The 25,807-nt window shown below is 43.1% G+C and carries 21 protein-coding genes, 1 tRNA gene and 1 pseudogene; 17 read left to right on the top strand and 6 right to left on the bottom strand.

Annotated elements, in window-relative coordinates:
- The first annotated feature begins 58 nt into the window (after window positions 1-58).
- The 4 genes from ABID29_RS08000 (at window position 59) to ilvD (ending at window position 4,566) form a co-directional block, all read left to right on the top strand.
- Window positions 59-1,240 carry an MFS transporter gene (locus tag ABID29_RS08000; protein WP_354365635.1) on the top strand — a complete coding sequence of 394 codons (1,182 nt, stop codon included), beginning with the start codon at window positions 59-61 and terminating at the stop codon, window positions 1,238-1,240.
- 150 nt (window positions 1,241-1,390) lie between these two features.
- The gene (locus tag ABID29_RS07995; protein ID WP_354365634.1) at window positions 1,391-2,230 is read left to right on the top strand and encodes a VOC family protein; all 840 of its coding nucleotides are present in this window, start codon (window positions 1,391-1,393) and stop codon (window positions 2,228-2,230) included.
- A 170-nt stretch (window positions 2,231-2,400) separates the two neighbouring features.
- Window positions 2,401-2,473, top strand: a tRNA-Ala gene (locus tag ABID29_RS07990).
- A gap of 392 nt (window positions 2,474-2,865) precedes the next feature.
- Window positions 2,866-4,566, top strand: coding sequence for a dihydroxy-acid dehydratase (ilvD, locus tag ABID29_RS07985; protein WP_354365633.1), 1,701 nt, complete (start codon window positions 2,866-2,868; stop codon window positions 4,564-4,566).
- Window positions 4,567-4,687: 121 nt separating this feature from the next.
- Here the strand turns inward: ilvD and ABID29_RS07980 are convergent, their stop codons facing one another.
- From ABID29_RS07980 to murT, 4 genes are all read right to left on the bottom strand, one after another.
- Window positions 4,688-5,719, bottom strand: a complete 1,032-nt coding sequence (locus ABID29_RS07980; RefSeq protein WP_354365632.1) for an acyltransferase family protein — start codon at window positions 5,717-5,719, stop codon at window positions 4,688-4,690.
- Window positions 5,720-5,872: 153 nt separating this feature from the next.
- Window positions 5,873-6,214, bottom strand: a complete 342-nt coding sequence (locus ABID29_RS07975; protein WP_354365631.1) for a metal-sulfur cluster assembly factor — start codon at window positions 6,212-6,214, stop codon at window positions 5,873-5,875.
- An 83-nt stretch (window positions 6,215-6,297) separates the two neighbouring features.
- Window positions 6,298-7,083, bottom strand: a complete 786-nt coding sequence (gatD, locus tag ABID29_RS07970) for a lipid II isoglutaminyl synthase subunit GatD (RefSeq protein WP_354365630.1) — start codon at window positions 7,081-7,083, stop codon at window positions 6,298-6,300.
- Window positions 7,083-8,426 (bottom strand): lipid II isoglutaminyl synthase subunit MurT, encoded by a 1,344-nt coding sequence (gene murT, locus ABID29_RS07965; RefSeq protein ID WP_354365629.1) that lies wholly within the window; start codon window positions 8,424-8,426, stop codon window positions 7,083-7,085. Before murT ends, gatD begins: the two co-directional genes overlap by 1 nt.
- 102 nt (window positions 8,427-8,528) lie before the next feature.
- On the opposite strand from murT, the gene cdaA reads away from it, so the two are divergent.
- The 3 genes from cdaA (at window position 8,529) to glmM (ending at window position 11,563) form a co-directional block, all read left to right on the top strand.
- On the top strand, window positions 8,529-9,392 hold the full coding sequence (gene cdaA, locus ABID29_RS07960; RefSeq protein ID WP_354365628.1) for a diadenylate cyclase CdaA: 864 nt from the start codon (window positions 8,529-8,531) through the stop codon (window positions 9,390-9,392).
- On the top strand, window positions 9,389-10,093 hold the full coding sequence (locus tag ABID29_RS07955) for a CdaR family protein (RefSeq protein ID WP_354365627.1): 705 nt from the start codon (window positions 9,389-9,391) through the stop codon (window positions 10,091-10,093). Before cdaA ends, ABID29_RS07955 begins: the two co-directional genes overlap by 4 nt.
- 117 nt (window positions 10,094-10,210) lie before the next feature.
- Window positions 10,211-11,563 (top strand): phosphoglucosamine mutase, encoded by a 1,353-nt coding sequence (gene glmM / locus ABID29_RS07950; RefSeq protein WP_354365626.1) that lies wholly within the window; start codon window positions 10,211-10,213, stop codon window positions 11,561-11,563.
- A 326-nt stretch (window positions 11,564-11,889) separates the two neighbouring features.
- On the opposite strand, the gene ABID29_RS07945 is transcribed toward glmM, so the two are convergent.
- Window positions 11,890-13,083 (bottom strand): helix-turn-helix domain-containing protein, encoded by a 1,194-nt coding sequence (locus ABID29_RS07945; RefSeq protein WP_354365625.1) that lies wholly within the window; start codon window positions 13,081-13,083, stop codon window positions 11,890-11,892.
- Window positions 13,084-13,206: 123 nt separating this feature from the next.
- On the opposite strand from ABID29_RS07945, the gene ABID29_RS07940 reads away from it, so the two are divergent.
- From ABID29_RS07940 to ABID29_RS07895, 10 genes and pseudogenes are all read left to right on the top strand, one after another.
- Window positions 13,207-14,661, top strand: coding sequence for a family 43 glycosylhydrolase (locus tag ABID29_RS07940; RefSeq protein ID WP_354365624.1), 1,455 nt, complete (start codon window positions 13,207-13,209; stop codon window positions 14,659-14,661).
- 8 nt (window positions 14,662-14,669) lie between these two features.
- Window positions 14,670-16,682, top strand: a complete 2,013-nt coding sequence (locus tag ABID29_RS07935) for a beta-galactosidase (RefSeq protein WP_354365623.1) — start codon at window positions 14,670-14,672, stop codon at window positions 16,680-16,682.
- Window positions 16,683-16,704: 22 nt separating this feature from the next.
- A pseudogene (locus ABID29_RS07930) lies at window positions 16,705-18,092 on the top strand (MFS transporter).
- Window positions 18,093-18,168: 76 nt separating this feature from the next.
- Window positions 18,169-19,116: an ROK family protein gene (locus tag ABID29_RS07925; RefSeq protein WP_354365622.1), complete on the top strand. Its 948-nt coding sequence runs from the start codon at window positions 18,169-18,171 to the stop codon at window positions 19,114-19,116.
- A 253-nt stretch (window positions 19,117-19,369) separates the two neighbouring features.
- Window positions 19,370-19,495: a DUF4044 domain-containing protein gene (locus ABID29_RS07920; RefSeq protein WP_354365621.1), complete on the top strand. Its 126-nt coding sequence runs from the start codon at window positions 19,370-19,372 to the stop codon at window positions 19,493-19,495.
- A 124-nt stretch (window positions 19,496-19,619) separates the two neighbouring features.
- Window positions 19,620-20,933: a GTPase ObgE gene (obgE, locus tag ABID29_RS07915; protein WP_354365620.1), complete on the top strand. Its 1,314-nt coding sequence runs from the start codon at window positions 19,620-19,622 to the stop codon at window positions 20,931-20,933.
- Window positions 20,934-21,174: 241 nt separating this feature from the next.
- A complete protein-coding gene (locus ABID29_RS07910; protein WP_354365619.1) occupies window positions 21,175-21,783 on the top strand; it encodes a hypothetical protein in 609 nt (202 codons plus the stop codon).
- A gap of 17 nt (window positions 21,784-21,800) precedes the next feature.
- Window positions 21,801-21,965 carry a hypothetical protein gene (locus tag ABID29_RS07905; RefSeq protein WP_354365618.1) on the top strand — a complete coding sequence of 55 codons (165 nt, stop codon included), beginning with the start codon at window positions 21,801-21,803 and terminating at the stop codon, window positions 21,963-21,965.
- Window positions 21,966-22,127: 162 nt separating this feature from the next.
- Window positions 22,128-23,660 (top strand): DUF4767 domain-containing protein, encoded by a 1,533-nt coding sequence (locus ABID29_RS07900; protein WP_354365617.1) that lies wholly within the window; start codon window positions 22,128-22,130, stop codon window positions 23,658-23,660.
- Between the two features lie 23 nt (window positions 23,661-23,683).
- Window positions 23,684-25,465 carry a glycerophosphodiester phosphodiesterase gene (locus ABID29_RS07895; RefSeq protein WP_354365616.1) on the top strand — a complete coding sequence of 594 codons (1,782 nt, stop codon included), beginning with the start codon at window positions 23,684-23,686 and terminating at the stop codon, window positions 25,463-25,465.
- Window positions 25,466-25,630: 165 nt separating this feature from the next.
- Here the strand turns inward: ABID29_RS07895 and ABID29_RS07890 are convergent, their stop codons facing one another.
- Window positions 25,631-25,798, bottom strand: a complete 168-nt coding sequence (locus ABID29_RS07890; protein WP_354365615.1) for a hypothetical protein — start codon at window positions 25,796-25,798, stop codon at window positions 25,631-25,633.
- Between the last annotated feature and the right edge of the window lie 9 nt (window positions 25,799-25,807).

Raw genomic sequence — 25,807 nt, 5'->3', positions numbered from 1 at the left:
GTTCAACCTCCTTTTCAAACGGGCTATAATAGGTCTGTGAGAAAAGGAGGTTTTAGTGATGAATAAGACTATGGTTAAACTGATTGCCAGTAGGGCAGTCAATAAAATTGGTAATGTGGTTTACGACTACGGCAACACGATTTGGATCGCTTCAATGGGGGCAATAGGGCAGCAGTTTTTGGGTTATTACCAGCTGACAGAGCAAGTAACCTCGCTTTTGTTTAACCCTTTTGGTGGGGCTGTTGCAGATCGCTTCAAGCGTCGCCAGATTCTGTTGGTGACGGACGCTCTTTGTGCTCTCTTGTGCTTTGGTGTTGCCCTGATTTCAAATGATGGGGTGATGCTCTATGCTCTTTTGTTTGTCAATGTTATTCTGGCCATATCGTCTGCCTTTGCCAGCCCAGCTAATAAGTCCTATATCGCAATGGTGGTCGCTAAAGAAGATTTGGTGTCCTACAATTCAAGCTTAGAAGTCGTGTTAAAAATCATCAGCGTATCTGCACCGCTCTTATCCTTTGCCTTAGCACATTTGACCAGTCTTCAAATGACCCTGGTCATCGATGGTTTGAGCTTTGTCCTTTCCTTTCTTTTGGTTTGGTGGATTGACGTAGCAGAACCAGCGCCAAAGGATAGTCCAGATCCTGCGTCTGTCAAGCGTATTTTACTGGATATCAAGGAAGGAGCGAGTTTCATTGTCCGAGAAAGAGAGGTCTTTTTCCTCCTCTTGGTTGCATCTGGTGTCAATGCCTTTATTGCTGGGCTTAATTACCTCCTCCCTTTTACGGACCAACTCTACCAGCAAACGGGGAGTTACGCCAGCATTTTAAGTTTAGGTGCTCTTGGGGCCATCTGTGGGGCCTTATTAGCCAGAAAATGGCCATCGACCATGGAAGCATTGCTCTGTAGTCTGGCCTTGTCTGGCCTCAGCTTGCTTCTCTTTGCCCTGCCTGTAGCCAATTATCTAGCCCAGTCAGCCAACTTTTTCTTTGAGGCTTTTTTGACAATGTTTAATATTCATTTTTTCAGTCAAGTTCAAAGTCGTGTGCCCAATCAGTACTTAGGGCGAGTTTTCAGTACAATCTTTACTTTAGCCATCTTGCTCATGCCACTTGGAACGCTGACCATGACCTTGCTTCCCCATAGCGTTGCTCTATCTAGCTTCATCTATCTGGGGCTGGGTATAGCAGGGTTTGCCCTTTTAAGTCTGCTTTACCGTAAGAAGTACTTGTCTAAGGTTTAGGACCTACTTCGCTACTTTTCTCTATAGCTGGTATTGCAGCAAAGGGCAACTTCGTCAGAGAAAGATTATTCTGTGGATGATTCATAAGTTCTTTTTCTTGCTTTATTTACTAATTAGTGATAAGCTAAAAGCATAGAAAGAGAGATTACTATGCTGTACCAATCAGATTTTGAATTAGGTCATGTGGCGTTGAACGTGTTTGACTTAGAAAAGCAAGTCCTATTTTATCAACAGGTACTGGGAATGACGGTCTTTTCTAGCAGTGAAACAGAGGCTATTTTAGGAGTAGGAACTTTGGAACTCGTCCGTCTGATTAAGACAGAGGATCAGACCATGCCATCGAAGGCTTCGGGGCTCTACCACCTAGCTATTCTATTGCCCAGTCGAGAAGCCTTGTCCCAGATATTTCGTCACTTTTTAATCAATAAGATTCCTCTGATAGGAGGGGCTGATCACGGTTATAGCGAAGCCCTGTATCTGCAAGATCCTGAAGGCAATGGCCTTGAAATTTACCGTGACCTGCCTCAGGAAGCTTGGGATATCCACCCCGATGGGAAGATCATAGGCAAAACGGAAAGTTTAGATGAACGAGGGCTCTTTGAGCTGACAGATTTTTCTGGTCCCTATCGGATGCCAGAAGGAACCCGTATGGGCCATGTCCACCTGCAAAGCCCCTCCAGTCAGAAGTCGTCTGATCAATTTCAAGATGTTCTTGGAGTGGCAGATAAATTTTCCATTCCAACGGGTGCTTGGTTGGCATCTGGCACTTACCACCATCATTTGGCGGTCAATGAATGGGAGGGTCCCAATCTCTTAAAACGCAGAGAAGGGATGAGAGGGCTGGCCTACTACAGTATTGATTTTGACAGGGAAACAGATTATAAGTTATGCCTTCTAAGAGCCAAAAGAGCTGGCTGGGACATTCAGTTAGAGCAGCAGGCAGCCTTTATCACAGATCAGGATGGCATTAAGGTGAGATTGAACTATTGATTGCAATAAAAGTATTGACAATTTTAAACAGATTCGCTAAAATAAGACTATCAATGACAATTGATGGTCTTTTCTATCGTATGTTTCAAGCGCACGACAGGGACCAGCGGTCTTCAGACAAAAAAATCTTTGGAAGATAGTGCTAGATTTTAACACATAATAGATATTAAGGGGCCTTAGCTCAGCTGGGAGAGCGTTTGGCTGGCAGCCAAAAGGTCAGGGGTTCGATCCCCCTAGGTTCCATATTGACGTCTGGTATTTTCAGATCGTTGCGGAAAACGTTGATTTTTCAACGTTTTTTGTTTTATCCTTCAGAGTATTAGCGATTGTTTTTGATAAAAAGGAGTTACGAAATGACTTACTTTTGAGACATCAATGCCAGTTGAAAATATTTCAGCAATATCATCTATGTTCCTTTGTGTGATGTGGGATAGAATTCCATGTGGTACTAAGATTAGAGTGGCCACGTCTATACTGAGCCTGTTTTAGGGGCAAGAGAGAACTTGCTCTCTTTTTGATGCCTTAATGTCAGAACATTTTGTAAAATTCAGAAAATATTTTCTCAAACTACTTCTTAAAATCAGGAAATTTTGCTATAATAGAAGGGAGAAAAAGACTTTATAAAGGAGAGTCAGATGGCAGAAGAGTTGAAGATTAGAAGTCATATTTATAATGGCATGGTCAAGTCCCCTAACAGGGCGATGCTTCGAGCGACAGGCATGACTGATGAAGATTTTGATAAGCCAATCGTCGGTGTTATTTCGACATGGGCAGAAAATACGCCCTGTAATATCCACCTCCACGATTTCGGTAAGTTAGCCAAGGAAGGCGTGAAAGATGCGGGCGGATGGCCAGTTCAGTTTGGAACCATTACTGTTGCGGATGGAATTGCCATGGGGACACAGGGGATGCGTTTTTCGTTGACCTCGCGTGATATTATTGCAGATTCGATTGAGGCAGCTATGGGGGGGCACAATGTCGATGCCTTTATCGCTATCGGTGGCTGTGACAAAAACATGCCCGGCTCTGCTATTGCCATGGCCAATATGGATATTCCGGCGATCTTTGCTTACGGTGGTACCATTGCACCAGGAAACCTCAACGGTAAGAACATCGATCTGGTATCGGTCTTTGAGGGAATCGGTAAGTGGAATAACGGGGACATCAGCGAAGAAGAAGTTCGGGCTATTGAGTGTAGTGCCTGCCCCGGGCCTGGTGGTTGTGGAGGAATGTACACAGCCAATACCATGGCGACAGCGATTGAGGTTATCGGACTGAGTCTTCCAGGGTCGTCATCTAACCCTGCAGAATCGGCAGAAAAACAAGCCGATATTGAAGAGGCTGGTCGTGCTGTGGTTCGGATGTTGGAACTTGGAATCAAGCCTTCTGACATTATGACCCGCGAAGCCTTTGAAGATGCCATCACGGTGACTATGGCTCTCGGTGGGTCTACCAATGCAACTCTCCATCTCTTGGCGATGGCGCATGCGGCTAATGTTGATTTGACCTTGGAAGATTTCAATGATTTCCAAGAGCGCGTGCCTCACCTGGCAGATTTGAAGCCGTCTGGTCAGTATGTTTTCCAAGACCTTTATGAGGTAGGTGGTGTGCCAGCAGTTATGAAATACTTGTTGGCTAATGGCTTCCTGCATGGCGATCGGATCACTTGTACAGGTAAGACGGTTGCTGAAAACTTAGCTGACTTCCCAGACTTGACACCAGGTCAAAAGGTCATCATGCCTTTGGACAATCCAAAACGGGCAGATGGTCCGCTCATCATCCTCAAAGGAAATTTGGCGCCAGATGGGGCAGTTGCCAAAGTTTCTGGAGTTAAGGTCCGTAACCATACAGGTCCTGCTAAGGTCTTTGATTCGGAAGAAGAGGCGATTGAGGCGGTTCTGAACGACGATATCGTTGATGGCGATGTGGTTGTTGTGCGTTTTGTGGGACCAAAAGGGGGTCCAGGTATGCCTGAGATGCTTTCCTTATCGTCTATGATTGTCGGTAAGGGGCAAGGCGATAAGGTGGCCCTGTTGACCGATGGCCGTTTCTCTGGCGGAACCTATGGTCTCGTGGTTGGACATATTGCGCCTGAAGCGCAAGACGGCGGTCCTATTGCCTACCTGCATACCGGAGATCTAGTAACGGTAGACCAAGACACGAAAGAAATCACTATGCATGTCTCAGATGAGGAAATTGAGCGCCGTAAGGCTGAGACGGTCTTGCCACCGCTCTACTCACGTGGTGTTCTTGGTAAGTACGCCCACACGGTTTCTTCAGCCGCTAAGGGGGCTGTGACAGACTTCTGGCGTCTGGACAAATCAGGCAAGGCTTAAGTTAGAAAAAACCATAGGGAAAAAGCACAGTTGTTCCCATTTGGACAATAAGATTATAAAAAACGCCCAAAATCAAGTGATCAAAGTCTTGATTTTGGGCATTTTTGTCAGAACAAACTATTTATCTAAGTTTTTTCGACTGATAGGTGACTGTTATCCAAGCAAAAACCTGCGTCAGGATTAGGGTTAGGATGAAAACTTTGATTCCCTCTTGCCAATCCTGCCGATGAGGAGATGGAAAAAGAAGAAACCCCATTTCTATGAAGAGTGGATGGATAAAATAATAGTAACGACTGAGAGGTTTAAGGAGTCGGAGTGTCTGGTAATTTTTTTGCTTGAGAAGCGGTGTTTGAATGGTCCAAGAAAAGAGGAAAAAGGACAAAGGCAGGAGGGCTAGAAAGAAATTTTTATCAATCCCCTGATTTTGGAAAATAATCCAGCCTTCCAGAGCAAAAGCTAAGATAGAAAGGATAAGGCCAGTTTTTAGGGGATAGGAGTTTTCCTTCTTAAAATAAAATGAATAAGCCAACTCACCAAGACAGATAAAGACGGGCATGTAAAAGATCCCATTGCGTGCTGTCCAGAATATATTCCGATAGGCTTGATAGAGGTCTCCTATTCGGCTACCGGCTGTGTAGGCTGAGTAGGTTTCTAAAAGCCCAAAACAATAGAGGATGATACTGATGAGGAGGCAGGTCTTGAGGGTGAGAAATTTTCGGAAAAAATGAATAAGACTATAGCCTGTTAAAAAGGCTGGAATGTAACACAGGTGGTAACAGGTCCCAGTATAGAAAAGAGCGACAAGGAGTGCCAGAGGTATTTGGCTTAAGGGGATAGCCTTATGTGCCAGATAGATTAGGGCAAATGGCAGGAAGAGCAGTGACCAAAAGAGGTAGGTTTTCCCAAGGGAAAAGATGAGATGTTTAAGCGGAGTATGTCCCTGTACTAGTTGATGCTGGTAGAAGAAGTTGGAGCTGATGGCAAAAAAGGGAACAGCGGTGCGGCTAAAAAGACTCTTCTGGATAAAGTGAAGGCTATCTTGAGGAAAGACCCGACCGGCATGCAGTAAAATGACCAGAATGGCCAAGCAGAACTGAATTAGGCAGAGCATATTCCAGTTGATTGACAAAGATTGAGGGGAATCTTTTGGCATAAAACCTCCTGGGAGAATGTTATGAATAAAAGGAAGAATAGTTTTGCTAAAAAGGAATGAGACAAATTCCGCTTAGTAAAGAAGAACTGATCTCACTCCTGTGTTTCAAGGTGTATAAAGGTACTTTTAGACTATTCCAACAGAAGAAAAGCCTTATTTAGGACTAATCCCTAGGGCAATGCGGCCATAACGGCTGATGCGAGTGATTTTCCAGGCAGGTGACCAGACGATTTCTACCCGAACCTTTTGGATTTCATCGATTTTTGATAGGGAGCTGATAATCTCATCTGGCAAGGTATCAGCACAGGAGCAAGCGACATCAGTAAAGGTCATGACCAGATGGCAGGTCCCCTCTTCATCTAAGGAGATTTCATAAATCAACCCAAGATTGTAGATGTCCAGCTCAATGTCAGGATCGTAAATAGTCTCCAGTTTTTCAATCAGTTTTGGACTAATTTCAGCTGCGCGGTCATTGATTTTGATATCGTCTCTCATCTTAGTTTACCTCGAACGATTATTTTCTGAAAATTATAGCAATTTTTCACTATTTTTTCAAGTCTTGACCTTGCCTTGGGCACTTAAGCTTCAAATTCGGCCTTTGATTTGACATCAGCATACTCTTCTGGAACTTCCTTGCTGAGAATTTGTTCATAGGAAGGTAGAGAGATATCAGGTCCGTAAGCCTTGTAGAGGGCTGTGGTTACTAAACGATAGGCCAGATTAGCATTTCGGGATAGGATGGGACCATGGAAATAGGAGCCGAAGACATTCTTGTAGTGCAGGCCTTCTGTCCCGTCTTCGCCGTTATTGCCTTTGCCGTAGACGATTTGACCGAGCGGTTTTTCATCCTCTGAGAGGAAGGTGCGGCCCTGATGGTTTTCAAAGCCATAGTAGGTCTCGTTGAATTCTGTGTTATGAATTTTGATATCACCGATGAAGCGATTATTGGTTTGGTTGAGGGTGTAGTGCCCAAGGATTCCTAGGCCGTCAATGCGTTTACCACTAGCTTCGACGTAGTATTGGCCTAAGAATTGGAAACCACCACAGATGGCTAAAAGAACACCATCGTCTTCGATATATTGGGTCAGGGCTGCTTTTTTAGAAGGAAGGTCGGCTGCGATAATCCCTTGTTCGTAGTCTTGACCTCCACCGAAAAAGACCAGCTGATACTCTTGAGGCTGGAAATCGTCCTGGATGGAAACAATGTCCACCGTTACGTGGGCTCCAAGTTTTTCTGCCACATATTTGAGCATGAGAATGTTGCCGTTATCGCCATAGGTATTCATCAAATCCCCATAAAGATGGGCGATTCGGAGACGGTAAGGATAGTTGCCTTCAGGACTTTGCAAAGAAGTGTAAACCATTAAATCATCTCCTTTCCGACGGCTTGCCTTTGGGCCAAGAGCTCTCGGAGTTGGAGCATGGCAGTGTAAGTGGCAAGGATATAAGCGTTTGGTGTTGTGCTCTGCTCAATCTGATTGAGGAGGTCCTCAAGAGACTGACAGCTGGTCATTTTGGTTTCATCAAAACCAGCTACTCTTAGACGACGGGCGATTTCAGATTCTCGATCGCCAGCAGTATAAATCTCTGTGATTGGCAAATCGGTCACACGTTCAAAATTAGCATCCCAAATCCAGCTGGTATCGATACCGTCTGCATAGTTAGCGTTCAAAATCACAGATAAACTGAAATCATAGGGAGCCAGTGCTATTGTCTCTAAAGCTTGACTAGCACCGACAGGATTCTTAATGAGTACCAGAGTACAAGATTTGTCACCTAGCTGGAAGGTTTCTTGACGACCGAAGACAGCTCGGCTTTTCTCAAAGCCTTTTTTAATCGTTTCCGGAGCGATTCCTAAATATTCGGCAACAGCAACTGCAGCTAAGGCGTTGTAAATATTATAGAGCCCACCAACATTGATGTGGTAGTCTTGTCCATCAATGATAAAGCTGCTGCTGGTATGGGTCAATTGACTCAGTTCTGTCAAGGCGTAATCCAGCTGTGGTCGCTTGAAATCGCAGTTGGGGCAGATGTAACTGCCGAGGTTGGCATAGGTGTTCATCTTAAACTGAATAATGTGGTGACAGTGAGGACAGAGGACACCTTCGGTGTTGTAATGAGCCAGTTTTGGTTCGGTTTCTGCCGTAGCAAATCCGTAATACTTGACAGGATTGACTAGCGGTTTAGAGTTAAACAGAGGGCTGTCGCCATTGAGCAAGACAGTCGCCTGAGGAGCCTTGGCTGCACCATCAAGGATAAACTGGTAGGTGGTATAAATCTCTCCAAAACGATCCATCTGGTCCCGGAAAATGTTGGTAAAGACAAAGAGGCTAGGTTTCAAAAATTCAGTGACCCGAGGCAGACTGGCTTCGTCAATTTCAAGGACAGCGATTTTCTTGCCAGATTTTCCAGTCTTGGCAGATAAAAAGGCAGCCGTAATCCCTGTGATCATGTTGGCACCAGAAGGATTGGTCAAGACCTGACCATAGGCTTCTTGGAGGATGCCAACTGTTAGGGCGGTGGTCAAGGTTTTACCATTGGTTCCTGTGACGACGATGATTTCATAGTCTTTGGAGAGGGTCTCTAGGAGCTTGGGGTCGCATTTGAGGGCTATTTTTCCTGGGAAAGTGGACCCACGTCCCATTTTTTGCAGTAAAAATTGGCTGGTCTTGCCAGCTAAAATACCAAATAATGTTTGTAGTTTCATAATCTTATTTTACCACAATTTCTCATATCCATCATGCAGAAAAAATGATATAATGGAGAAGGACACTGTTTTATGAAGAGATACGATTGAGAGGAGCGGTGGATGAGTTTTAGTCAATTATGGCAAAATAATGGACAATTTTGGCAGACCTTGGTCGATAGCCCTTGGCGATTACTGGTGAATATTGTTGATATTGCTTTGGTAACAGCTATTTTATATTTTTTTATCAAGACATTAGCGGGAAGTCGGGTTGTGACTTTGGTGCGCGGCGTAGGTCTTTTTATTCTTGCCCAAATCATTGCTAGTATCTTTGGCTTACAAACCATTTCGTTTTTGCTCAGTCAAATCTTTACCTACGGGATTATTGCAACGGTGGTTATCTTTGCGCCTGAGATTCGCGCGGCCTTGGAAAAATTAGGACGGACGGCGACTGTTTTTTCTTCAAGCAACAGTTTGACGGATGAGGAAAAGTTAATTCAGGCCTTTGTCAAAGCGACCGATTATATGGCGCCTCGTAAAATCGGTGCCTTGGTTTCGGTAGAAGGGACAAAGCCCTTGGCAGAGTTTATCAGTACAGGGATATCCCTGGATGCAGATATTTCAAGCGAGCTTTTGATTAATATTTTTATACCTAATACACCACTCCATGACGGCGCAGTGATTGTGAAAAACAATAAGATAGCAGCAGCGAGCGCTTACTTACCACTCTCAGACAGCAGTCAGATTTCAAAGGAATTTGGGACGCGTCACCGGGCGGCAATCGGCCTATCTGAGCAGACGGATGCCTTTACTTTCATTGTTTCAGAAGAAACGGGAAATATTTCAGTCACCCATCAAGGGGTCTTCAAGCATGATTTGAGCAGAGAAGAGTTTAAGCAGGAGCTGGAGCGCGTGTTTGGGTTTGAGCAGTCTTCGTCCAGTCGATCAGCGCGTTGGTTTCAGTTCTGGAAAGGGGGAAGCAAATGATCAGTAAACGGCAACGGAGCTATTATTTAGCAGTTTCATTTGTCTTGGCGCTCTTTCTTTTCCTTTATGCTTCGCTGAGTAATTTCCAGACGACATCGGCGGCCAAGACCTCTAGTTCAGAAACCTTTACCAATACTATTTACAATGTTCCAATCAATTTGAGCTATGACAATGAGGCCTATTTTATTTCAGGTTTTGCCTCTGACGTGACTGTTCAGCTGACCTCTTCCAATCGAGTGACCCTCCAAAAGGAAAGTCAAGAAGCGACGCGTAGTTTTATCGTTACAGCAGACTTGAATGACTTTGAGTCAGGGAGTCATGATATTCCTCTAAAAATTGAGAACCTCCCAACTGGGGTTAATGCAACGGTCATTCCTGCTTCAATTACAGCTAAGATTGGGAAACGTGTGACCAGGACACTTCCGATTCGAGCTGAAATTGCGGCAGATCAAATTGAAGAAGGCGTTACTATCTCAAGTTTAGCGACCAAGGTAACTGAAGCTGAAGTGACGACCGATGAGTCAACGATGGCTAAGATTGATCATATTTTAGCGACCCTACCAAGTGACCAGACTGTTTCTGAAAATATCACGAGTACAGTCACGTTAAAAGCTGTTGACGCTGAGGGGAATCTTTTGCCAGCCATAATATCACCAGAAGAGACTACTATGGTGATTAAGGTCAAAAAAGCAAGTAATTAATCTGTTATCTTGTCACCAAATTGTCTCAAAAGGTAATAGTTGATGAGATAAAGCTATGTTATGATTAATTTATTAACCTAGTATAAGTAAAATAATTAAGAAAAGGATGATGTAACAATGGGGAAATATTTCGGGACAGATGGGGTTCGCGGTGAAGCAAACCGTGAATTAACACCGGAATTAGCATTTCAGTTAGGGCGTTTTGGGGGCTATGTCCTCAGCCAGCATGAAGTTGAGCGACCGCGTGTGTTTGTGGGGAGAGATACCCGAATTTCTGGTGAGATGCTAGAGTCTGCCTTGGTGGCAGGCCTCTTGTCTGTCGGGATTGAAGTCTATACTCTGGGGATTATCGCAACGCCAGGGGTGGCTCATTTGGTGCGGACGGAGAAGGCTAGCGCAGGTGTCATGATTTCAGCCAGTCACAACCCTGCCCAGGATAATGGCATCAAGTTCTTTGGCAATGACGGGTTTAAATTGGACGATGACAAGGAAGCAGAGATTGAAGCCCTTCTGGATGCTGATGAGGACCAACTGCCGCGGCCCAGCGCCCAAGGTTTAGGCACCCTGGTCGATTATCCAGAAGGCCTGCGTAAATACCAGCAGTTTTTGGTTTCTACAGGTCAGGATTTGGAAGGCATGAAGGTTGCTCTAGACCCTGCTCACGGAGCGGCCTCCACGAGTGCACGCCAAGTTTTTGCTGACTTGGGGGCGGACATTTCAGTGATTGGTGACAAGCCGGATGGCCTTAACATCAACGCAAACGTAGGTTCGACCCATCCAGAAAACCTCCAAGAACTGGTCAAGGAAAAGGGCGCTGATTTGGGGCTTGCCTTTGATGGCGATGCGGATCGTTTAATCGCAGTGGATGAAACGGGTCAGTTGGTCGATGGGGATAAGATCATGTTTATCATCGGCAAACACCTCTCTGAAAAAGGACTTTTAGCCCAGAACACTATTGTGACGACAGTTATGTCTAACCTTGGTTTTCATAAGGCCTTGGACCAGCATGGTATTTCTAAGGCAGTGACAGCTGTTGGAGACCGTTATGTGGTTGAGGAAATGCGTAAGTCTGGTTTTAACCTCGGGGGTGAACAGTCTGGGCATGTAATCCTCATGGATTACAATACAACTGGAGACGGCCAGCTAACTGCTGTGCAATTGACCAAGATCATGAAAGAAACTGGTCTCAAACTCTCTGAATTGGCTGCCCAGGTTACTATCTACCCTCAAAAATTAGTTAATATCCGCGTGGAAAATAGCATGAAGGACAAGGCCATGGAAGTTCCAGCTATTGCAGCTATCATTGAACAAATGGAGGCTGAAATGAATGGTAACGGACGGATTTTGGTTCGTCCAAGCGGAACAGAGCCGTTGCTGCGAGTGATGGCAGAAGCTCCGACGGACGCTGAAGTGGATTATTATGTTGACACAATCGCTGATGTAGTGAAAAAAGAAATCGGAATTGAATAGACAAAAAGGCAGGACGGCCCTAAGTTGGCTCTCCTGCCTTTATATTTTGAAAAAAGTAACTGAATGGTAACTATCTTTGAAGAGGAGTGGGAGTAAGCGAGTTTGCGTAAAGCAAGATGTTGAAGATGATTAGCTAAATTATTTTTAATTTAGACGATAACTTTAAAAAAACTTTCTAGGTCTATTTCAGTGCTTTAATGCAAAATGGTGTTTTTGAAGTTTTTATTATTCAAGTCTTAAAAATATCACTCCTAATAAACGTGATAGAAGGATTTATGATTTATAGTTTGGAGCATAAGTAGGGTAATTGCTTCTAACCCTATTTTTTAGTATCCAAATCTTTGTCGAAATTTCAGGGGGGAATAGTGGTTTTTTTTCTTGAAAATTTTGCCAAAGTAACTTTGGCTACTGAAACCTAGGCTACTAGCAATTTCGTTTAGTGGTTTATCAGAATAGATTAGCAGGAGTTCTGCATAGTTTATTTTTTCAGAGATGATATATGTCTGTATACTCATGTTTAATTCTGATTTGAATAAAGAAGAGAGATAGGAAATAGAACAATTCAAGGATTCAGTAATGTCCTGTAGTTTAATTTGTTGATGGAGGTGAAGTCCGATATATTGTCGGGCTTTTTTCACGAAAGGATGTGAATAGGAAGAGTTTAAGTTATCTTTAGATCCAGATTCAGTCTGTACTTTATGTTGCCGTACCATCAGGGTAAATTCAATTTCAGCTTGGCGTATAAATTGGATGATGTCATCAGCATATGTAAAAGATTCGACAGTCCTAATGAAATTATCACTCATCGTATAGGCTATTTCAGGATGTAGGCCACCTCGCATGGCAGAGCGACTTGCGAGAGTGATAACTACAATCGCAAGATTTTTTGTATTTCTAAGATTATCGTTTGCGAGAATACCGATTTCACCACCGTAATCTTCATTCCAACTTTCTTGTAGTTTGAGAAGATTTCCCTCCTCAATACTGTTAAATTCCCGGACTTCTTGGTAGTAGGAATTATGGCTAAGTTGTTGCTCCTGGCTAGTGTAATATTGCTGAGTAAAATGGGACTTTGTGATATTGAGAGGCAGTTTGACATTATAAGAAAGCATTTCTTGGGTAGTAGTGTCAGTTGATTTTAGGCAATTAAATAGAAGGCAGCCTAATTCAAGAAGAAGTTCAAGTCTAACGTCTGGGATAATCTCTGTTTCGAATTTGGTCTGGACGGGTAAGGAATGTAAAAGATTTAGCTCGCTTTTCAGTAAACAAGGCCCTAGTAGAAAACTAGATTGGTCAGCAGAGATATAAGTGAATACAATATTATTACTCAATTCAAAGATATATGGATATGGGTGATAGGAAATAGAGTGAAAAATAGATAAATTAAGATTTTCTAACTCTAGATGCTTTGAGAGTTCGGGATTTTCATTGTAAATAGCGATGATCTCTTCGCCTTTAAATTCTATAATGGGAAGATGTAATTTTTTAGATATGAATGTTAGTAAAGGTTTTCTGTCCATGGTTAATTTACTCGCTAAACTAATTGATAGTTATATTGTACCAGAAAAAGTAAAAAAATGATATACCCTAAAATGTAAACGTTTTATAATAAAGGTGTTAAATCATAGAAATGAGGTTAAACGATGAAAAAACAAGTATTTAATCCTTACTTGCCTCTGAATGAGTATGTGCCAGATGGTGAGCCAAAAGTTTTTGGAGATCGCTTGTATATCTATGGAAGCCATGACTCCTTTGGAAGTCAGTGGTATTGCTTGAATGATTACGTCACTTATTCAGTACCTGTTAATGATTTGAGTGATTGGCGGTATGAGGGGATAATTTATTGTAAGACTCAAGATCCTGCCAATTTAGACGGTAAAATGAGCATGTTTGCACCCGATGTTGTACAAGGACCTGATGGGAGATTTTATCTCTATTACGGTATGGACTTCCTCAGTCAAGTTTCTGTAGCAGTAGCAGATAATCCTGCTGGGCCATTTGAATATTATGGAGCGGTAAAGCATGAGGATGGAACGATTTATGGATCTGTACCGTCTGATCCGTTCCAGTTTGATCCGGCAGTTCTGGTAGATGATGGACGAGTTTGGCTGTATACAGGCTTTGCTGCTAAGCAAGAACTTATTGATAAAGTTGAAGAAATGTTTGGCTACAATCTGGGAGATCGGGGGAATCATGTTGTTGAATTAGATGTCGATATGCTGACACTCAAATCAGAACCTAAACAACTTATTCCGAATGTTTGGGATGGGGTAGGTACTGATTTTGAGGGACATGAATTCTATGAAGCAAGCTCAATCCGTAAATTTAATGGGAAATATTATTTCATTTATTCATCATTTTTAAGCCATGAGCTAGCTTATGCCATAAGTGATTACCCAGATCGTGGCTTTATCTATGGGGGCTCTCTTCATTCCAATGGAGAATTTGGGAATCCTAGTGGTCGGCTAGAACCTTTAGCATATTGGGGCAACAATCATGGCTCGATTACATATGTTAATGGGAAATATTATGTATTTGGTCATCGACAGACAGATTACACAGAATTTTCTCGTCAAGGCATTGCTGAGGAAATTAGCTACGACACAGAAACGGGACGCTTTGGATTTGCTGATTTGACCAGCTGCGGTCTGAATGGAGGCCCATTGTTAGGTCAGGGAGTCTATCCAGCTTCTATTGCCTGCTACCTAGTTGGACCAAATGGCGCTAAAAAGAGTATCGATGTTGAAAGTGATGAGCGACATGAACATCCTTGTTTCACCCAAGAAAAATCAGATGGTCATCAAGAAGTTAGTCAATATATACATAATCTTCAGTCAGGAGCTTGGGTAGGCTATAAATATTTTACATTTGAAAAGCCCACGTCTATCAGCTTGGTAGTCCGAGGAGAAGCTTGTGGACAAGTCCTCGTAAAAACAGATTTGGAAGGAGAAGCAATAGCGATTGTTGACATTCTATCAGATAAGGAATGGTATAGTGTAGAAGGAAAAGGTCAGCTACCTATCAGTGATAAAACAGCTCTCTATTTAGTATTTGAAGGTGAAGGTAGTCTTGATATACAAAGTCTAATATTTAAATAGGAGAAAAAATGGAAAAAATTATTTACGGAGTTGCCTATTATTATGAATATCTTCCCTATGATCGGCTTCAAGAAGATATAAAGATGATGAAGGAAGCTGGTATTAATACGGTTAGAATAGCAGAATCAACTTGGTCTACTTATGAAAAATCTCCAGGAATCTTTGACTTTTCAACGGTCGAGTATGTCCTAGATGAAATGGAGAAGGCGGGAATTGATGTTATTATAGGAACGCCAACTTATGCTGTACCAAATTGGCTAGTGGAGCTTGATCCGGATGTCATGGTTTATCGCAAAGGGACAGGACGGGCTCTTTATGGACCGAGACAATCTATGGATATTACGAATCGAACTTATCTTTACTATGCGGAGCGTGTTATCCGAAAACTCATGGAGGTTACTGCCCATCGTAAGCATGTTATAGGATTTCAAATTGATAATGAAACTAAGGCTTATGGTACATCAAGTAAAAACGTTCAAAATGACTTTAGAGCTTATCTTAAAGAGAAATTTAATCATGATTTAAGTAAACTCAACCATGAATTTGGATTAGATTATTGGAGTAATCGAATTGATTCTTGGGAACAGTTACCGGATGTTAATGGAACGATTAATGGGAGTTACGGAGCTGAGTTTGAGAAGTTTCAACGGCTATTGGTTGATCGTTTTTTACAGTGGCAAGCTGATATTGTAGCCGAATACACGCAAGATGATCAGTTTATTACACAAAATTTTGATTTTGAATGGAGAGGTTATTCCTACGGTGTTCAACCGGATGTCAACCATTTCAAGGCTGCTAAGGCTATCACTGTAGCAGGCTGTGATATTTACCATCCAACTCAAGATGAATTAACTGGTATGGAAATTGCATTTGGAGGTGATAGTACTCGTAATCTTAAAAAGGATAATTATTTGGTTCTAGAAACACAGGCACAAGGTTTTCCAGCTTGGACACCATTTAAGAATCAACTACGGCTACAAGCATACTCTCATCTATCATCTGGAGCGAATGCGGTTATGTACTGGCATTGGCACTCTATCCATAACTCAGCTGAGAGCTATTGGAAGGGGTTGCTCAGTCATGATTTTAGAGAAAATGATACCTATTATGAATCTAAAAAAATAGGTCAAGAGCTTAAAGCACTATCACCTAAATTAGTGAATCTAAAAAAATCGAATCGAGTAGCACTATTGGTAAGCAATGAAGCGCTCACAGGACTTAAGTGGTTTCCTATTGATATGAATGCTGCTTTCCAATCGACATTGACTTACAATGATGTCGTCCGTCATTACTATACAGCGCTATATCAGTTGAATATAGAAGTAGATATTGTTTCGCCAGATCACGATGGATGGAGTGATTATGAGATTTTAGTTGTACCTGCGCTATATGCTGCCCCGGACAGTGTTTATGAGGAATTGGGAAGGTTTGTTTCACGTGGAGGTAAATTATTGGCTAGCTTTAAAACAGCCATTACCAATGAACATCTGAAAATTTCTTATGGAGGTACCCCTAAAAATTTAGAAAAGGTCTTCGGTATGACGTATAACCAGTTTACCATCCCAACGGGTCAAGTTTTGGACGGTGAAATCTTTGAAGCAGCAGTACCGGTACGTGGCTTTATGGAGTATCTTAAACCAGATACAGCTAAATCTTTAGCAACATACGGGTATAGTCAAACTCAATCAGCTTCAGCAATTACACTTAATTCATATGATTATGGTCAGGCCGTTTATATCGCTTGTATGCTTGATCAAATGGACTTGAATCATGTTTTGGAATGGATTTTTGAGAAAGAATTTTCGTATGAATTATCACCTTATCGTTTTCCTATTGTGGTTAAAAAAGGTCAAAATGATGCAGGGAATACGATTACTTATATTTTAAACTATTCTAACCAGGAAAAGGTAGTAGCGTCACCTATCAGTGGGCAGGCATTATTAGAAGCAGATCTTGTTCAAGAGGGACAAATACTTAAATTGGAACCTTGGGGTTTGGAAATTATCGAAACAACAAAATAATATTTTATAAAGGAGTTCTTTTATGTCTACAAAAAAAGATGCTTTAGGAATTGGGTACAATCTGGATCCACAGTCAAAGCTTAGTTTTATAGAGCGCTTTGCTTATGGGACTGGTGATTTTGCGGGAAATATTGTCTATTCTGCTATATCTGTTTTTTTAGTTTTTTACTATACAGATGTTGTTAATGTTAATCCAGGTGTAGTTGGGTCTATTATGTTGATTTCACGGATTTTTGATGGTTTTAGTGATATCCTTATGGGACTGATTGTTGACCGTACAAAATCAAAGTTTGGTAAGGCGAGACCTTGGTTGCTTTGGATGTGCGTTCCTTATGCTATATCGGCTGTTATTCTTTTCTCGGTACCTGCCAATGCAACAGATACGTTTAAAATGATCTATGTCTTCTTAAGTTACAATCTGGTATCAACTGTTATTTTCACAGCAATCAATGTTCCTTATGCAACTATGAATGCTATGATGACGCAAAACCAATATGAAAGGACTCTGTTAGGTACATTCCGTATGTTGCTTGCTACAGCAGGAACCTTATTTATCAATACATTTACGCTTAAAGTTGTGCATTTCTTTGGTGATACACCTAGAGCTTGGACAATGACATTTCTTGTTTTTGGAATCATGACAATTGCGATTTTCCTCTTCAATTTCCTCTTTACTCATGAGCGTGTTGTCGAAGAGCCTAAAGTAGAAGCAGAAAAAACAAATATTAGAGTTGAATTCGCAGCTCTCTTTAGAAACAAATACTGGTTGATGATGGCAGGTTTAATTTTCTTCCTGTACTTGTCATTAACAGTTAATGGTGGTTCAGCTGTTTATTTTGCAAAAGCAGTTCTAAAGGATCAAAATTTGGTAACACCACTTGGGAATGCTGGCACAATTGCTCAAATTGCAACGTTGCTCCCCTAACTAAGAAAATCGGCAAGAGAAATGCTTTCCTCATTGGTATGGGGATTACAGGGTTGTCTTATATTGCGTTGGTTATGGTCCAAGGTACCTACAGCTTAGTTTTAGTTGCCAATGTTATTAAAGGTATCGGTAGCGGGTTTGCGGCGTCTTGTATGTGGGGAATGCTTTCCGATACGATTGAGTATGGCGAATGGAAAACAGGGATACGTACAGCAGGGCTGGCCAATGCTGCATCATCGTTTGGCTCTAAGGTTGGATCAGGATTAGGAGGAGCTATTTTAGGATGGGTTATGGCAGCAGGAGGATACGATGGCTCTGCAGCTACACAAACCGCAGCAGCGATTCATTCTGTTAATATTGCATACATTTATATTCCACTGATTTTGACGGTTGTGTCGCTAGTTATTCTGTGGTTTTATAAACTAGATCAAGAATACCCTCAAATTATTAAGGATTTAGAAGCAAGAAAAACTCCCCTACTTTAACCTAAATGTGCTATAATAATCTTTTCAAAAGAGATAACAGGCTGGCATTGCTGGCCTTTTTAAGAAGGAGCTTAACATGACGGATACACATTATCTTTCTATTGATGTTGGTGGAACTTTAATTAAATATGCCCTGATGACAGAGGCGGGGCAGCTAGTGGAGCAGGGGACCCGGCCGACCCCGGCAGCAGAGTTTGGGGAACCTGATGGGCAGTTGGCTCAAAAGCTGATTGAGTTTAAGACGATTCTGACTGAAATCTATAGGAGCTATTCAGGAGTTGCAGGGGTGGCCTTGTCCTGTCCGGGTAAGGTGGATAGTCATGATGGCACCGTTTATTTTGGGGGTGCTCTCCCTTATTTGCACGGTTTCAATGCCAAAGGCTTTTTACAGGAAATGACGGGCAAGCCTGCTGCTGTTATCAACGATGGCAAGGCGGCAGCTCAGGCAGAACTTTGGCAGGGAAATCTTCAAGGGGTGACCAATGGCTCTGCCTTGATTTTAGGGACTGGCTTGGGTGGCGGTCTTATCCTCAAGGGGCAACTCCATCAAGGGAGTCATTTCCAGGCAGGTGAGCTCTCCTTCCTTAACTTTAACGATAAGCGCTTTTGCCCAGAGGATGTAGCAGGCTTTAAGTACTCGCCTGTCCAGATGATTATGAAAATATCTGAGCTGTTAAATCTAGAAGATAAGAAGGATGGTGTAAAGGTCTTTGAAGCTATCAATGCCCGACAGGAAGGAATTTGGCCAATTTTTGAAGAATTCTGCCGTCATATTGCCCTAGTGATCTATAACCAACAAGCTATCGTTGACTTAGAGCGTGTGGTTATCGGAGGTGGCATTTCAGCTCAACCGATTGTCGTGGAAGAAATCCGCCGCCAGTACCTGGCCATGATTTCCAGTATTCCTTTTATTGGGGATATGATAACCCCTGTCGAGATTGAGACCTGTCGTTTTGCTGGGACTTCAAACTTAATCGGGGCTCTCTACCAATTATTGGAGGAGACTGCCTACCAAGTGGACTAGGATAAGGTGTGGCCGAAGGCTATCAAGATTTCTAGGAAGTTTAGTGATGATATCACAGTCTGGTTGGTATTACGACAAAATCAGCCCCTTGCTTTAGAAATTGAGATCATCTATCAAATCTTTGAGAAAAACGTTTGAATAATCGGCTGAAACATGGTAGAATAGGGCTATTATAAAGGACTTAGATACTTGGGTCTGTAAAATAATCAGTATGTTTCAAACTATATTGACGTCAGAGGAGAATGAACAGATTATGGCTTTTGGTGAACAAAAGAAGAAGAAAACAGCGTTTGAAAAGTTGACAATGGCAGTTGTGCTTATCATGGTTTTTGTGACAGTTTTTAGTTTAGTAGCTTCGGCAATCAATACCTTATTTTAAGGAAATATAGAAAATAGTGAGCAGGTGAGCCAGGATAGATCAGCCAAAGAGCAATCTAAAATGGATTAGCCTGTTTTTTCAGGATGGAAGACTTAGAAAATTCTTCTAAGAAAGGGAAGTAAGAATGAGCATGTTTTTAGATACGGCCAGAATTTCGGTCAAGGCAGGTAAAGGTGGCGATGGCATGGTGGCTTTTCGCCGTGAGAAATATGTGCCGGATGGCGGTCCTTGGGGCGGTGATGGTGGTAAAGGCGGTTCAGTTGTGTTTCAGGTGGACGAAGGTCTTCGGACACTGATGGATTTCCGCTACAATCGCAAGTTCAAGGCCCAAGCCGGAGAAAAAGGCATGACCAAGGGCATGCATGGCAGAGGAGCTCAGGATTTAGTGATTCGAGTGCCGCAAGGAACAACGGTTCGAGATGCAGAGACAGGCAAGGTGTTGACTGATCTGGTGGAGCATGGGCAAGAGTTTATAGTTGCAAGAGGTGGCCGTGGCGGCCGAGGCAATATTCGCTTTGCCACCCCCAAAAACCCTGCTCCAGAGATTGCGGAAAACGGGGAACCAGGTGAGGAGCGGGAACTTCAATTAGAATTAAAAATCTTAGCGGATGTTGGTCTGGTTGGCTTTCCGTCTGTTGGGAAATCAACCCTGCTCAGTGTGGTGTCAGCAGCCAAGCCCAAAATCGGTGCTTACCATTTTACCACTATCGTGCCTAACCTAGGCATGGTCCGCACCAAGTCTGGTGAGAGCTTTGCCATGGCTGATTTGCCAGGTCTGATTGAAGGGGCGTCACAGGGCGTGGGTCTGGGAACCCAGTTCCTCCGTCACATCGAGCGGACCCGTGTGATCCTGCACGTGATTGACATGTCAGCCAGCGAAGGCCGTGACCCTTACGAGGACTACGTAGCTATCAACAATGAGTTGGAAACCTACAACTTACGTTTGATGGAGCGCCCGCAAATCATCGTGGCCAACAAGATGGATATGCCAGAGGCGGCTGAGAATCTGGAGCTCTTCAAGGAGCAGTTGGCTGAAAACTATGATGAATTCGATGAGTTGCCACAGATTTTCCCAATTTCAGGGATTGCCCACCAAGGCTTGGATGCCCTCTTGGAAGCGACCGCAGAGCTCTTGGATAAGACAGACGAGTTCTTGCTCTACGATGAGGAAGATATGGCTGATGAAGAGGCCTACTACGGCTTTAATCCAGATGAGCGTCCGTTTGAGATTAGTCGTGACGATGATGCGGCATGGGTATTGTCCGGTGAGAAATTGGAACGCCTCTTTGTCATGACCAACATGGAGCGTGACGAGTCCATTATGAAATTTGCCCGCCAGCTCCGTGGCATGGGGGTTGACGAAGCCCTTCGTGAACGTGGCGCCAAGGATGGCGATACCGTCCGCATCGGCAACTTTGAGTTTGAGTTTGTGGATTGATAAGGTCTGGGGGACCTTATCAACCCGAGCCTGAAAACGAAAAAGCGAGGTACGGAGTCCAGTTGGAGTTTTAGGTCCGGTCCTAGATATACGAAAACGAGCAGGTGAAGTGGTTATCAGCTCTAAGGTGGAATTTGACAGTGTGAGTGTGGTGCGACTTGCTTAGCCACTTTGCTAACGACGCAAAAGCGGTAAGATAGACCAATTTTGTGACTTGTTGCCCTATTTTAAGGAGGTTTCTATGCTAGACCAAATTTATGAAGCTTTTGACCTGATGGACAAGGGGCAACTGGAAGAGGCGCTTTTGCTTCTGGATGGTTTGGTTGTTGCCCCTGAGAGTGAGGTTTACTATACCTACCTGTCCACCTACGGTTATGTTTACACGGCTCTCAAGGACTATAACCAGGCCTTGCAGTCCTATCAGAACTATCTGGCCAAGGCTGTGACAGAAGGCTCGTTTAAAGAGCAGCACATTGCCCACCACCAACTCTGCATGGTCTATCGGGAGCTGGGGGATTATGTGTCAGCCATGGCAGAGCTGGATTTGGAGCGTGCCCTTATTGCCCAGCATTTTGCCAGTGATGACTTGGTCTGGGCCGTTCATCTCTATGAAGTTGGCTATCTGGCTTATCTTTTAGGGGAACATGGCAGAGCTGAACAGGTGATGCAGACCAGTCTAGACCATGCCCTACGCACAGATGATTGGATTGCCCAGGCTTGTGCCTATCGGGGGCTGGGGGAAATCTTATCTAGCTCTGCCCATCTTTATCAAGCTAAAAGCCTATTTGAGCAGGCAGGTGATCCTATCGGTAGCCAGGAAATCGATGACCTGCTCAGCCATTTACCATAAAAAACAGGAGGTGAGTCATGGGCGATAAACCCATATCCTTTAAGGACAAGGATGGAAACTTTGTCTCAGCAGCGGACGTGTGGAATGCTGAGAAGCTAGAAGAACTCTTTAATCGTTTGAACCCTAAGCGTGCCTTACGTTTGGAACGGGAAAAAAGGCTGAAAGAGCAAGAACAGGGATAGAAGAAGCGGCAATAGCCAGACGAGCTATCCTTTAAGACCATTAGAAGGGGTTGAAAGAAATTTCAAGCCTTTTTTGATGTTCACTTTTTTAAAAAAGAGGTAGGGGTTTTGGCCTGTATCTGGTATAATAAGGACAAGAAGTAATGAAACGAGGATACTAAAATGTCTAAGCAGGCAAGATGGGCAGCTTTATTTAAGGAGGTCATTGGGCGGAATCCGAGTCCAGAGGAATTTCAACTGGGGAAGGCTAGTGATTTTGATTTTAAACAGATAAAGACCATCGCAGGTCAGGTAGTTGAAGGAACTTCGACTGAATCGGAAAGTGTTTTGGCGGACGATCTTGAGCCTGTATCTACTGAGTCATCGCAGGGCAGTCAAGCAGTGTTTGAGCCAGTAGGAGTCCCTCTTGAGAAAGGTGCCAAGAAAAAGAGATCCTTTTTTAAAGTAGCTCTAGGTCTTTTGGCTGTTTTGCTTTTAGCTGGTTATTTTTATGGGAAGACCCAGACTAAACCAGAGGTAAAAGCAGATGCGCTAGTCAAGGCGATCAATCAGAATGACTACGAAACCGTAGCAGACTTATTGTCAGAAACTGGTCGAGATTGGACAGAGAAAGATGCCAAGGATTTTGTCATTTATTTAGAGAGCCAGGAGCAAAGTCTCTCAGAAATCTTGGACAGCATGGCGATAGATCGGTTTAAGACCCCTTACAGCGATGCTAATGGCAATAAATTATTAGGGCTACAAGAAACTGGGAAGAAGTGGCTACTATTCCCGGATTATCAATTTGTGACCTATCCGCTGGAGTTGACAGCGACCAGTGATCTCGAGGATCTACGCATTGCCGGGAAGACTGTTGAGCAAGGAGAGAGGGTTCCAGTAGTGACTCTGCCCTTTCTTCCACAAGATGTAACAGTAGAAGGTCAGACCGCTTACGGCTCTGTCAAGACAGAAATTTTCCTCGATTTAGACCAGGCCAGTCATAACCAATTGGATTTGCCACTTGAATTAAGCCGTCAGACCATCACAGCCCATCTGCCGTTTAAGACAGAGGATTTAGAAGAAGTAAGCCTTCTCATCAATGAGAAGGAGGTTGCTCAAGGATTGGAAGCTGAAATTGAAACCTTTGGGTTGGAAGCCCTTGAGATTAAGGCTAAATTTAAGGTTAAGGACCAAGTCTTTGAGACCAAGCCTAGCAAGGCCAAAGCGTCTGACTTGGACAATGTCAGCTTAGCCCTAAGACCAGAAGATGCGGCGAAGGTCAAGGGACTTTTAGCTAAACTAGCTGAAAAGCGTCAGCCATTAGTCCTCTGGTCTAATCAAAAGGCTGAACAGTTGGCTTCTTTCATGGTTTCTTGGGGAAATGCGATGAACCAGCCAGGTTATCAAGACATCACGCACCAAGAAACAGGATTTGTGCTAGAAAATCGTGTCCGCTTGAATCAGGTTCAGGATGTCACAACAGAGTTTTCTCAGGACGGAACAGGGAATTCTGACTATCAGGTTCTCGCGATTTACCGTTATTCCTACGGTGGCAATCAGGTTCATACCTATTATTTCACTATCCGAGCTGACGGAGCACCAATCGTTCTTTACAGTGCCCAGAACCAAGGTGGCATGCCAGATGACAAGTACTATATGAAAGAAACAGCCAACGAAGAATTGAAAGCAGGTTTTGCAAGAATTGTGCATTCTTGATAGGAATGCTTAGAAAGGATCCTATGTCGTATTCTGTTTCAGGACTAATCAAGTCCTCTCTCAAAAATCTCTCTCAAAACAAATCCTTCTACCTCATAACCGTTATATTCCTTCAAGTCTTTTTAGCCACCGTTGGGAGATATAGCCTAGCAGCTGTGTTTCGGTTGGCCCTGCGACTGGCTGGCGTGACCAATTTGACCAAGGATAACATTTTGGACATTCTCAACCAAACAGGACCCTTCTTTATCTTAGTTCTCTACTTTTTATTGCTAGCTGGATTTATCTTTTTTGAATTCATCTGCTTGATTTATATGGTGACGCGATCTTTCCGTTATTTCCCCATTCGACAGATGCTAAACACCAGCCTCATCAAGTTAAAATGGTTAAGTGGTCCGCAGTTGCTCTTGTTTTTGGCTTACTTGATCCTGATGATTCCCTTGGGAAATTTGGGGTTAACCTCTAGTCTTTTAGACCGTTTCAGGATCCCAGCCTTTATTACGGGTGAATTGACCAAATCGACCCAAGGGAGCTTGCTCTACTATGGGGTTATGTCCCTTGTGTTCTACCTTAATATTCGTCTGATTTATGTGTTGCCGCTTTCAGTGGTCAATACTCGAACGCCTTGGCAAAATATGAAGGAAAGTTGGCGTCTAACACGGCAGGATAAACGTTATTGGTTGCTGGCTATTTTTACTCTCTCCGTAATTTTAATGATAGGAGGAGCACTCTTCTTTATTCCACTAACCCTTTTCTTTAGCTGGTTGGACAGTACATGGAGCAACATAGGTCTTCAAACGCTCTTTTATTCTCTGATTAGGCTTAGTCGTTATGCTGTGACTTTTGCCAATAAATTAATCATCATTGAGGTCTTACTCGTTTTCTTGTTTAAGAAAGATGAAGAAGAAGCAGATTACCCCTATGTCACTCTGCAGGTAGCGCAAGCCAAAGCTCAAAAATACCCGAAGTGGACACGATTACTCCTGGTTTTTATGACAGTTCTCTTTTTGGTAGCCAATGGTTTGCAACTTTATCTGACGAGTTTAAATCCTCATACCTTGATGATTGCTCATCGAGGGGATGTGACTGCTGGTGTTGAAAATTCGATTGAAGCCTTGGAAGCAGCACATAAAAAGGGAGCAGATCTGGTTGAGATGGACGTGGTCATGACTGCTGATCAGGAGTTGGTCGTCATTCATGACAATGAACTGGGAAGGCTAGCAGGTGTTGACTGGAAGGTGTCTGAAAGCAAGTTGGCTGATCTCGACGGATTGCCGATTCATCAAGGGAAGTTCCGCAGTCATATCGATCGACTGGAGACCTATTTTCAGAAGGCTAAGGCTCTTAATCAGCCGCTTTTAATCGAGTTGAAACCATACGGACATGAGCCAGACAATTATGTGGATTTAGTGATTGAGCGTTTGAAGGCTCTTGGGTTGAGACCTACCGACAAGGTCATGTCCTTAAATCTAGCCGTCATGGAGGAGCTGGAACGTAAGGCCCCTGAAATTAAGACAGGTTATGTGATTCCCTTGCAGTTTGGCGTATTTGACCAACATAAAGTTGACTTCTATGTGATTGAAGATTTTTCCTATAATGATCTCAGCATGTGGCAAGCAGAACAAGAAGGCAAGGAAGTCTATGTTTGGACGATCAATGAACGCTCAACGATGACCAATTATCTCCAGAGTCCTGTTAATGGCATCATTACTGATGATCTGGCCCTTTTCAAAGCAGAGAAAAAAGAAATTCAAGAGGATGACAGTTATTTTGCGCGTGCCATGCGATTATTATCTCTGAGTGAATAAAAGAAAAAATCTCTACCTGATTTGATGACAAGGTAGAGATTTTTATTTAATACTCTTTGAAAATCAAGAGAGCTGTTGATAACCGACTTCGATCAACCCCAGTCCTATCATCAGCTTCCTTTCCTAGGCTAGATTGCTTTTCTCTGAGTGTAATAGTTGAGCTGCTTAGCGGTTAGCGTCTTCGCTGCTAACAAGGTCGCTATCTGAATTATCCTTAGAACGTGAGTTGACTTCTTTGATGATTTGTTGACCTAGGTCTGCTGCTGGGGTAACTGCCTCAGTGAGATCGGATGCAGTTTGGTCTAGTTTTTGAGAAATGTTTTCTGTTGACATAGCTTGTCC

Origin of the sequence: Streptococcus rupicaprae, assembly GCF_040545225.1 — a bacterium.
Classification (GTDB): domain Bacteria; phylum Bacillota; class Bacilli; order Lactobacillales; family Streptococcaceae; genus Streptococcus; species Streptococcus rupicaprae.
Note: the sequence above shows the minus strand (reverse complement) of the source record. Positions and strands in the feature narration are given on the sequence as shown.